Origin of the sequence: Pseudomonas sp. GM79 (genome assembly GCF_000282495.1) — a bacterium.
Lineage (GTDB): Bacteria > Pseudomonadota > Gammaproteobacteria > Pseudomonadales > Pseudomonadaceae > Aquipseudomonas.
In genome coordinates this window covers 264,792-274,135 of sequence record NZ_AKJE01000076.1, presented here as the reverse complement: position 1 = coordinate 274,135, position 9,344 = coordinate 264,792, and the positions used below count along the sequence as shown (strand labels likewise).

At 58.0% G+C, this 9,344-nt stretch carries 6 protein-coding genes; 1 reads left to right on the top strand and 5 read right to left on the bottom strand.

Annotation, left to right across the window (positions count from 1 at the left end):
- Nucleotides 1-150: 150 nt before the first annotated feature.
- Both PMI36_RS09200 and PMI36_RS09205 read right to left on the bottom strand, forming a co-directional pair.
- Nucleotides 151-2,463, bottom strand: coding sequence for a CHASE2 domain-containing protein (locus PMI36_RS09200; RefSeq protein WP_008073654.1), 2,313 nt, complete (start codon nt 2,461-2,463; stop codon nt 151-153).
- An 18-nt stretch (nt 2,464-2,481) separates the two neighbouring features.
- On the bottom strand, nt 2,482-3,474 hold the full coding sequence (locus PMI36_RS09205; protein ID WP_008073651.1) for a FecR family protein: 993 nt from the start codon (nt 3,472-3,474) through the stop codon (nt 2,482-2,484).
- 391 nt (nt 3,475-3,865) lie between these two features.
- Between PMI36_RS09205 and PMI36_RS09210 the strand changes: the two genes are divergently transcribed.
- Complete coding sequence (locus PMI36_RS09210; RefSeq protein WP_008073649.1) at nt 3,866-4,585, top strand: response regulator transcription factor; 720 nt, start codon at nt 3,866-3,868, stop codon at nt 4,583-4,585.
- Nucleotides 4,586-4,656: 71 nt separating this feature from the next.
- Here the strand turns inward: PMI36_RS09210 and gyrB are convergent, their stop codons facing one another.
- From gyrB to dnaN, 3 genes are read right to left on the bottom strand one after another with little or no spacing between them, the layout of a single operon-like run.
- Nucleotides 4,657-7,074: a DNA topoisomerase (ATP-hydrolyzing) subunit B gene (gyrB, locus tag PMI36_RS09215; protein ID WP_007902994.1), complete on the bottom strand. Its 2,418-nt coding sequence runs from the start codon at nt 7,072-7,074 to the stop codon at nt 4,657-4,659.
- A 5-nt stretch (nt 7,075-7,079) separates the two neighbouring features.
- On the bottom strand, nt 7,080-8,183 hold the full coding sequence (gene recF, locus PMI36_RS09220) for a DNA replication/repair protein RecF (protein ID WP_008007898.1): 1,104 nt from the start codon (nt 8,181-8,183) through the stop codon (nt 7,080-7,082).
- A 20-nt stretch (nt 8,184-8,203) separates the two neighbouring features.
- Nucleotides 8,204-9,307, bottom strand: a complete 1,104-nt coding sequence (dnaN, locus tag PMI36_RS09225; RefSeq protein ID WP_007903001.1) for a DNA polymerase III subunit beta — start codon at nt 9,305-9,307, stop codon at nt 8,204-8,206.
- Nucleotides 9,308-9,344 lie beyond the last annotated feature (37 nt).

Here is a 9,344-nt window from a genome sequence, read left to right as displayed (position 1 = left end):
GGCTTGCTCGCGAAGGCGATGTGTCAGGCAACATCAATGTTGACTGTGCCGCCGTCTTCGCGAGCAAGCCCGCTCCCACATGGATTGCGCTTAACTGACTGGCATTTGCTGATATAGCCGGTTTTTTTATGCTCGCTGAAAACGTCTGGATTACTCGCTCAATAGCGGTAACTGGATGCTGAACGTCGAGCCTTGCCCCACCACGCTACGACAGGAAATCCTCCCGCCATGACGATCCACCACTGCCTTGACCATGGACAAACCCAGTCCCAGGCCCTCACTGTCGTGAGCCGAGGTAAAACGCCGATACTGACTGAACAACTCAGGAAGTTCATCGACAGCAATCCCTCGACCCTGATCGGCGATCTCGCACAGTAGCCAACCCTCGGCACAACTCACCCGCACTGAGATCCGCGAGCCCGCCGGACTGTACTTGATGGCGTTTTCCAACAGGTTGAACAGAGCCCGTGTCAGTAGCGATTGATCGGCCAGGACCAGCGCTTCAGCGTCTTCGTCGAGGTCATGCAGCAACTGAATGTTCTTCAGATGAGCGATGCTCGAGGCCTGGTCGAAGGTATCGAGCAACAACATCGCGAACATGCTCGGCTGAAACTGATAGGCCTCGGACTCGGCTTTTGCCAACTGCACAAAAGCCTCGGTCAGGTTCAGCGCCTTGCGCACTTGTAACTCGATCTGACTGAACACTTGAGTGTCGCCGGACACCTGATGCCGCTGAACATCGAGCAAGGCGAGTATTGCCGAATGGGGAGCCCTGAGGTCATGGGACAAAAAGCGCAGCAACACGGCTCGTTGTTCTTCGGCATCGCGCTCGACGCTCAAGTCAGTGAGGCTTAGTAGCCAGCCAATCACGGAGTCACCCTCGGCCGGCAACAGCGGCGCCAGGTCCAGACGCAGGCTGCGTGCCTGGGTGTCGCGAAACTCCAGCGGCTCCAGGGTCGACAACGCAGATGGCATTCCGTTAGACGGCACCGGGTAACCCAAGTCGCTCAGTTGCTCGAGCATGTCCTCGCCCACCAGGCCATGACAAAACACTTCTCGAGCCTTGCGGTTGGCTAGCAGAATGCGCCCTTGCGGATCGCTGATCAGCGTCGCCACCGGCAGGTATTCAAGTCCATCGGCGATGAAACGTCGGGTGTCGCGGGTCCGGCTCATGGCCTGCTCCAGCGCGACGATTTGCCCTTGCAGCACATCGCCGGCCGGGGCCTGGGTCCGACGACGTTCGGGAAAGACTTTTGGCTCGCCATCCAGGCGCGCCAGTTCCCAGCCGAAATAGGCGAGCACCGCGTTCAGCCTTCGCCAATTCCAGATCAGGTAGCCCAGCATCATCCCTAGCAGGCTCGCCGCCGGTGACCACCACCAGCCAAGCCGCAACAGTACACCCGAGCCCAGCAGAGCGGCCGCCATTGCACCCAAAGTCAGCCATAAGGCGCGACGCGGACGCACCAGCAACAGGCCCAGCAACTCACCGACAATCATCACCGACAGCAACGCCGCCAAGCGCTCATCGAGCACCACGATGTTGCGCTGTTGCAGCAGCCCATTGAGGATATTCGCCTGGATCTCGATGCCCGGTGTGGTGCCGATGCTGGCCGATTGCGGTGTCACGTAGCGGTCGCCCAGGCCTGGAGCGGTCGAGCCGATCAGGATCAAGCGATTGCGCAACAACTCGGGCGGGACTTCGCCGCGCAATACGCTGACGTAGGGCACACTGGGAAAGCCCGCATCGGAATGGATGAAAGGAATCCGTATTTCATGGGCTCGCTGCCAGCCTTGCGCCGATGGCAGGGCCGGGGTACCAGGCATCGGTACATTTCCCTTGTCGGTAAGGGATTCTTCGTACAGCAGCCAAGCCAGTTGCGGGCGTGCTTTTTGCGCCGGGCCTTCGCTTAAATACACGCTGCGCACGATCCCGTCAGCGTCCGCTTCGGCATTGATGTGCCCGACGCCTTTAGCGCAATGGCTCAGCGCAGCCACCGGTTCAATTTCCCCCAAGGGTTGTCCATAACGTGCGACGCCTTCGCGCAGCAACGGCACAAAAACATTCCCGGCCCGACAGGTCGCCTGGGCCAAAAGTTGATCGTTGGCGGGATGGCTATCGGGCTCGCTGAAAATAACGTCGAATAGAACGCCTTTAACATTCGCGGCGCTGAGCCGATCCAGCAGTTGCGCGTGCATGGCCCGCGACCACGGCCATTGGCCAAGCTGCTGCAAGCTATAGTCATCGATCGTGACGATGAGTATTCGCGGGTCTACCGGCAGCGGACTCAGCCGGCGCAGGTTGTCATACAGCAAATTGCTCAGAGCCAGCCCCTGATTCATGGACAGCATCGCCGTCAGCGGCAACAGGATCAGACAGACCCACAGCCACTCGCGCACCATCCGCTGAAACAACCGCTGAGCCTGGGTCGGCTCGCGGTCATCCTTCCTTGGCCGTCTCTTCATCGGTCGTCGGCCAGGGCGCTATTGGACACGCGAGGTCCTGGGGTAATAGAAAATGTCATACACCCCGGTCTCTCCCTCTAACCCCTGAGCGTCATAGGCCGACAGGCGAACATGGTAGAAAAACGCTTTCAGCCCGCTGAATTTGACCTCTGGCGTGTTGGAAAACTGCTCTTGCTTGATGTCCAGAAAGGCTGCGTCGGTAGCCACTTGCGCCCAATAACGCGTGGCCCCTTCGATGGGTTTCATGATCAATTGCCAGACAGGCACATTCCCCGTCTGACCGGCCTGCCCCAACAAACGTGGGGCAGGTAACAAGTCGATTGGCGTCAGCGTGCCTTGTTTCTGAATACGCAAACCCTGGCGGGCCATGACCTGGACCTCGTCTTCAGGGCTCTGAGTCCGTTTGGCAGCCGACCGGGCAGGGCGGGAGCCCGACGTTTCCTCATCACGGTTGACCGCCACGTGTCCGTTCAGAACCTCCAGCAGCGCCTCGCCACCGTCATCGTTGCGCACCCGAAAGTGCGTGCCTCGTACGCCTAGTACACCGACCGGCGTGACGATCTGAAAGCGATCATGGTCGCTGGTACGTTTGATCACATACGACTCAACCTGGCCCTGCTCAAGAATAACCTGAGGGATCGAATGTTCTTCATTGAGATGCAGGGTGATATGGGAACTGGAGGGCAACACCACCCGCGATCCATCACCCAGGGACAGGCTGACAAACGCTGAGGGCGAGGTTTTGACCCCTTCCTGCTCGTCGATCGACATACCTTCCTGCAGTGGCGTCTGCTTGCCTTTGGCATCCAGCTTCCAGGCTTCGCCGGTCAGATGCTCAACAGTCGCCGGCAGCGGTTGACCACGGCATTGTTGGTTTTGATCGATATAAGACAGACGTTTTGCCGAGGCGACAGCTGCTGATGCACTCTGGCCGAACAATCCCGTCAGGCCAGCCATCAGTAAAAGACAGACGCCAGAACGGCGTGGGAGCAATAAGGTCATGGGGTTCATGGATTGGCTTTTTATGCTCTGATGAAAATCACGCCGGATAACGCACACAAGTATTTGACGCACGATACCTGAGCGGACGCTCTGGCAGATAGCCATGGGAGCAAAGGATATTGGAGATGACACATCCCTGTGTCGGAACCGAGCAGGCACTCCGTGTGTTTCCCCTGAGCAGGGTACCGCCGAAAACCGGCAATCGACGGGCCTGCAAAGTGACTTGGCGCTCCCTGCGCCGGAGCACATCCCAATGCCCCTGTGCCGCTCAGCGACAACGAATTTACCGGCATAAATGACCTTCGCAGCAATTCGCCACAATTGTTCAGATTCGATCAATCAGCCTAAACTCCCGTAGGAAGTTTCACTTTGCACTTACGAGATGAAGGAAACACTCGGCATGCGTGTCGCAATACTGGATGACGAGCCCGCTGAACTGCGCCGGGTTGAACAGACACTGCGACAGATCCCCGTAGCGGGAGAGCAGGTGTGGACGTTGCATAGCTTCGAGCGGGGAGAGGACTTGCTACGGCAACTTCGGCGGGAGACCTTCGATCTGCTGATCCTCGACTGGCAACTGCCCGATATCAGCGGCCTGGCGTTGTTGCGCTGGACCCGTGAACACATGGACGTGCCACCGGCCGCGATCATGCTCACCAGTCGCGATACCGAAAGCGATATCGTCCAGGCGTTGAACGCCGGGGCCGACGATTACGTGAGCAAACCGTTTCGTCCCAACGAACTGATGGCTCGAGTCAGCGCGGTGCTTCGTCGGCATGGGCTGCAACGCGCGGCAGCCACCGAAATACTGACCTTCAATGACCTTGAATTCGACGACGCCGAACTCACCGTCACCCGCGCCGCCACCCCCATCAACCTGACCGAACGGGAATACCGACTCGCTCGCTGCCTGTTCGCCAATCTGGGCCGACCTTTGTCCCGCGAATACTTGTATGAGCGCTTTTGGACCCATGAAGAAATAGTCTCCTCCCGCCCGCTGGATACTCATATTTATCGCCTGCGCAACAAGCTGGGCCTGACAGCCAATCGCGGTTGGCAACTGCTGACGATTTACGGGTATGGGTATCGGCTCGAGAGCGTGGCCACTGCTAGCGAATGACGACCTTTCGACGATCAATAAAAAAGGCCAACGCTAAGCGTTGGCCTTTTTTATTTAGCGGTCCTGCCGGATCAGAAGTCCAGGTTGGAAACCGCCAAGGCGTTACTTTCGATGAAGTCACGGCGAGGTTCGACCGCATCACCCATCAGGGTGTTGAAGATCTGGTCCGCGCCAATGGCGTCCTCGATGGTCACTTTGAGCATCCGGCGCTGGCTCGGGTCCATGGTGGTTTCCCACAGCTGATCCGGGTTCATTTCGCCCAGACCTTTGTAGCGCTGGATGGTATGACGCTTGGTGCTTTCAGCCATCAGCCATTCAAGGGCTTCCTTGAACTCGGTGACCGGCTTCTTGCGCTCGCCGCGCTGGATATACGCGCCGTCGTCCAGCAAGGTGCTCAATTGAGCGCCCAACGACACAACAGTCTTGTAATCGTTGCTGCCGAAGAAATCGCGGTTGAAGGTGATGTAGTTCGACAGGCCGTGGGAGATCAGCTCGACCTCTGGCAGCCAGACGTTACGTTCACGGTCTTCACGCAGGCTGGCTTTGTAAACCAGGCCGGATTTCTCGACGGTGCGCAGGCGAACTTCGAACTGAGCCATCCAATCCTGCATCGCTGCGTGATCGGACAGTTGCTCCATGCTCACCGCTGGCAGGTAGATGAAGTGCTCGGTCAGTTCCTGCGGGTACAGGCGCGACAAACGCTTGAGGGTCTTCATCACCAGACGGAAGTCATTCACCAGACGCTCAAGCGCTTCACCGGAGATACCGGGGGCTTCTTCGTTCAGGTGCAGGCTCGCGTCTTCCAGGGCCGACTGCGTCATGTACTCTTCCATGGCGTCGTCGTCTTTGATGTATTGCTCTTGCTTGCCTTTCTTGACCTTGTACAGCGGCGGCTGAGCGATGTAGATGTAACCGCGCTCGATCAACTCCGGCAACTGACGGAAGAAGAAGGTCAGCAACAGGGTACGGATGTGCGAACCGTCGACGTCAGCATCGGTCATGATGATGATGTTGTGATAACGCAGCTTGTCGATGTTGTACTCGTCGCGGCCAATGCCGCAGCCCAACGCGGTGATCAAGGTGCCCACTTCTTGCGAAGAGATCATCTTGTCGAAGCGTGCCTTCTCTACGTTCAGGATCTTGCCCTTGAGCGGCAGGATGGCCTGGGTGCGACGGTTGCGTCCCTGCTTGGCGGAGCCACCAGCAGAGTCACCTTCCACGAGGTACAGTTCGGAAAGGGCAGGGTCTTTTTCCTGGCAGTCAGCCAGTTTGCCCGGCAGGCCGGCGATGTCCAGCGCGCCTTTGCGGCGGGTCATCTCACGGGCCTTGCGCGCTGCTTCACGCGCACGCGCCGCGTCGATCATCTTGCCGACGACCAGCTTGGCTTCGTTCGGGTTCTCCAGCAGGAAGTCAGAGAAGTACTTGCCCATTTCCTGTTCAACCGCGGTCTTCACTTCGGAAGACACCAGCTTGTCTTTGGTCTGGGAGCTGAACTTGGGATCCGGCACTTTTACCGAAATGATCGCTGTCAGGCCTTCGCGGGCATCGTCACCGGTGGTGGCAACTTTGTGCTTCTTCGCCAGACCTTCAGCTTCGATGTAGGTGTTCAGGTTACGCGTCAGTGCGGAACGGAAACCCACCAGGTGAGTACCGCCATCGCGCTGTGGAATGTTGTTGGTGAAGCACAACAGGTTCTCGTTGAAGCTGTCGTTCCACTGCAGGGCGATTTCCACGCCGATGCCGTCTTCACGCTGGATGTTGAAGTGGAACACCTGGTTGACCGCAGTCTTGTTGGTGTTCAGGTATTCAACGAACGCACGCAGACCACCTTCATACTTGAACAACTCTTCCTTGCCGCTGCGCTCATCCTTGAGGACGATGCCGACACCGGAGTTGAGGAAGGACAGTTCGCGAATCCGCTTGGCCAGGATGTCCCAGCTGAAGTGGATGTTCTTGAAGGTTTCAGCCGAAGGCTTGAAGTGGATCTGGGTGCCAGTGGTTTCGCTTTCGCCAACGATTTTCATCGGCTCTTGCGGAACACCGTGGACATAAGTCTGTTCCCAGATTTTTCCGCTGCGGCGAACGGTCAGGATCAGTTCTTTGGACAGTGCGTTCACCACCGACACACCTACACCGTGCAGACCGCCGGATACCTTGTAGGAGTTGTCGTCGAACTTACCGCCGGCGTGCAGCACGGTCATGATGACCTCGGCCGCCGAGACGCCTTCTTCTTTGTGCACGTCTACCGGGATGCCACGACCGTTGTCGCGAACGGTGATGGACTCGTCTGGGTGGATGATAATGCTGATGTCGTCGCAATGGCCGGCCAAAGCTTCGTCGATCGAGTTATCGACCACCTCGAACACCATGTGGTGCAGACCACTGCCATCGTCAGTGTCACCAATGTACATACCGGGACGTTTGCGTACGGCATCCAGGCCTTTCAGCACTTTAATGCTCGTTGAGTCGTACGTATTTTCTTCGCTCAATGCCTTCACTCCCGATGGTCGTGGGTCTGGGTGATACGGCCCTGTTCCACGTGGAACAGAGCGACTGGCGTTTCCGTCTGCCAGCCTTCCCTCAATAATTCGTGATCTACACAGGTGATAAAGACCTGGCAGCGTAAGTCTTCCAGCAAGCGGCAAAGCGCGCGACGGTGATGCTCGTCCAGTTCGGACGGCAGGTCATCCACCAGATAAATACACTGGCCGCGACGGGCCTGGCTAACCAAGTGCCCTTGGGCGATCCGCAATGCACAGACCACCAACTTCTGCTGGCCACGAGACAAGATGTCCGCGGCGTTATGTGCGCCCAATCTAAGACGCAAATCAGCGCGTTGTGGTCCGGCTTGGGTATGACCCATTTGCTGATCCCGTTGAAGGGATCCGGCGAGCACTGCACTCAACTCACGGTCTTTGTCCCAGCCTCGGTAATAGCTGAGCGTTAAGCCCTCAAGCTCAACCAGTTCGCTCAAGGTCTGTTCAAAGACTGGTTTCAAGGCTTTGATGTAAGCGCGGCGGTATTCATCTATTTCAGCGCTGGCCTGGCACAGTTCCCTGTCCCAAACCGCTTGCGAAACGGCGTCAAGTGTACCATGTCGCAGCCAAGAGTTTCTCTGGCGCAAGGCCTTCTGCAAGCGCTGCCACGTGGACATGAATCGGGGTTCCACGTGGAACACACCCCAGTCGAGAAACTGTCGGCGAATCTTCGGCGCACCTTCCAGCAGGCGGAAGCTGTCCGGGTTGATCAACTGTAATGGCAGGATCTCTGCCAGTTGCGCAGCACTTCGCGCGTTCTGCCCATCGATGCGGATCTGGAACTCACCCTGCCGGTCACGAGATATCCCCAACGCGCTGTGTCCACCCTCGGCCAGTTCGACCTGGCCAAACACAGTACACGCCAATTGCTCGTATTGAATGACGGGTAATAGACGGCTGCTACGAAACGAACGGGCAAGCCCCAGCAGATGAATGGCTTCCAGAACACTGGTTTTGCCGCTGCCGTTGGCGCCGTAAAGAATGTTGATTCGGGGGGAAGGGGAGAAGGTCACCGGGTGCAGATTGCGCACCGCGGTGACCGAGACGCGACTTAAGGACATCTAGGTTCTGCTGAGCATGTTTACAGACGCATCGGCATGACAACGTAAGCCGAGTCGTCGTTGTCGGACTCTTGTACCAGCGCACTGCTGTTGGAGTCGGACAGGATCAAGCGAACCTGCTCGGTGGTCATCACGCCCAGTACGTCAAGCAGATAGCTCACGTTGAAGCCGATTTCCAGAGAGCCGCCGTTGTACTCAACGCCCACTTCTTCTTCCGCTTCTTCCTGCTCCGGGTTGTTCGCCTGGATCTTCAGCTGACCATTGGCCAGTTGCAGACGGATGCCACGGTACTTCTCGTTGGACAGAATCGCGGTACGGCTAAACGCTTCACGCAAGGCTTGGCGATCGCCGAGTACCAGCTTGTCGCCGCCTTTAGGCAGAACACGCTCGTAGTCAGGGAATTTACCGTCGACCAGTTTCGAGGTGAAGGTGAACTCGCCGGTGGTGGCGCGGATGTGGTGCTGGCCCAGCACGATGCTGACATTGCCGTCCGGTTCGGTCAGCAGACGCGCCAGTTCCAGAATACCTTTGCGTGGCACGATCACCTGATGACGATCCGGCTGACCGATATCGGCCTGCATCGAACACATGGCCAGACGGTGACCGTCGGTGGCCACGGCGCGGATGATCCCGGCCGAGACTTCCAGCAGCATGCCGTTGAGGTAGTAACGTACGTCCTGCTGCGCCATCGCGAAGCTGGTGCGTTCAATCAGACGACGCAGTTTGCTTTGCTCAAGGCTGCAGGTCAGCGAGCCTGGGCCTTCTTCCACCGTCGGGAAGTCATTGGCCGGCAGGGTCGATAGAGTGAAACGGCTACGGCCGGCCTTCACCACGAGCTTCTGCTCATCGACCTTGATGTCGATCAGCGCATCGTTGGGCAAGCTCTTGCAGATGTCCATCAGCTTGCGCGCAGGCACAGTGATGGAACCCGGGTCCGCAGGTTCTTCGAGTTGTACACGACCGACCAGCTCGACTTCCAGGTCGGTACCGGTCAGCGACAGTTGCTGGCCTTCGACAACCAGCAGCACGTTGGAGAGCACCGGCAAGGTCTGTCGGCGCTCGACGACGCCTGCGACCAGTTGCAGGGGTTTCAACAGGGCTTCGCGTTGAATGGTGAAATGCATGGTCTAGTCCCTTGCCTTAATAAGCTGCGCTGGTGTT